We start from the raw sequence: 1,304 nt of genomic DNA, 5'->3' as shown, positions 1-1,304 counted from the left end.
ATAACGCGGCTGGCTCACGCCGGGATCTCGCCCAAAGCGATGATGATGCTCGCTGGGCACCGGCATCTCTCGACCACGCAGTGCTACATCGACGTGAATGACGAGATGATGCGCGCTGCCGTAGAGATCCTATGACCCCCACGACAGCTCAGCGCTCGGTAACGTTCTCGATTGCCGCTCAGGCAGCCTCGGCCATCGGCGCGGCGCTCGGAGCATCCATCGCACGCATGTAGACGTCGAGCAGGGTCTCGTGCTCGTCCCGCTCGTCTTGATCCAATTTGCGCAGCTTCAGGATTTCTTTGAGAATCTTTACGTCGAGGCCCTCGCCTTTGGCCTCCAGGAAGATCTCCTTCTTGGTTTCCATAAGGTCCTTAATCTCTTCCTCGACCTTCTCGACGCGCTCGATGATCGAGCGGATACGGTCGCCGGCAACGCCAACGGTGTCGATGGTGTCGGACATGCTCTCTCCCTGGGCTGTTCCGACCCGCAACCTCGTGGGTTTGGGTAAGCGAGAGGTTAAGGTGCCTCGTAAGGTATGCCGTTTCCCAGCAAGGCAGAGCCCGTCTCGCGCGCAACCATCGTTGCGTTCCAGAGAAGGAGTCAGAGCCATTCTCTGGTCGTGTAGGTGTGCCAGGGAGAAAATAGAAAAAGCCCCGCCAGTGACTGGCAGGGCTCTCGACCAAACAGCTTCAGTGTGTGGTGCCGAAGCTCGCTTAGGCGGCGACCGTAGCAATGCCAGCCGAAGCGTTCTCGTTTCCGACCTTAACAGCGCGGGTCTTTGCAGAAGTAGGAGCGCCCTGCGTGGCGGCCACAAGCTCGCCTGCTGAGGGAGAAGCGCCACCCTTAGGGCTAAAGCGGTCAGCCACGAAGGCCACCAGCGCAATGTTGGCGATGCCGGCAGCGAGAACGGCAAGAAGCAGGGTGATCATGGTGCGAAGCCCGGGAGGTCGTTTGCGTTGCAGCATCTATGACACCGCACTGCCACGTTTGGTATGCCAGATGCCAAATACCAGTCATTCGCTGGGTGCATGAGGGGGCCTGTAAGCAGGCTGAGCCCCTACTTTCGAGTAGTATAATGCGGCGGTATCCACCTGCGGCGCGCTATTTTGCATGGACAGAGGTTCGGCGATCTGTTTAATCCCGTTCCGCAAGGCGCCCGAGGAACAGCCTGGTTTGAGCGCATTGCGTGGGTATCTGGGGTCGCCTGCGGATAACCGAGGAGCTGCTGCATGTCTGCCGTCAGGAACTGCCAAGCTACTGAGCAGTGGATCACGCCGCCTGAGCCTGCGCTTAACCGCTACCTG

General features: G+C 59.5%; 2 protein-coding genes. Both read right to left on the bottom strand.

Annotated features, from left to right (window positions below; all coding sequences use genetic code 11):
* Window positions 1-178: 178 nt before the first annotated feature.
* Window positions 179-460 carry a DUF2312 domain-containing protein gene (locus CRT23_RS27535; protein WP_103712634.1) on the bottom strand — a complete coding sequence of 94 codons (282 nt, stop codon included), beginning with the start codon at window positions 458-460 and terminating at the stop codon, window positions 179-181.
* 253 nt (window positions 461-713) lie between these two features.
* The gene (locus CRT23_RS27530) at window positions 714-929 is read right to left on the bottom strand and encodes a hypothetical protein (RefSeq protein WP_103712633.1); all 216 of its coding nucleotides are present in this window, start codon (window positions 927-929) and stop codon (window positions 714-716) included.
* Between the last annotated feature and the right edge of the window lie 375 nt (window positions 930-1,304).

Source organism: Methylobacterium sp. V23 (genome assembly GCF_002917135.1).
GTDB lineage: Bacteria > Pseudomonadota > Alphaproteobacteria > Rhizobiales > Beijerinckiaceae > Methylobacterium.
This window is presented reverse-complemented; position numbering and strand designations above follow the sequence as displayed.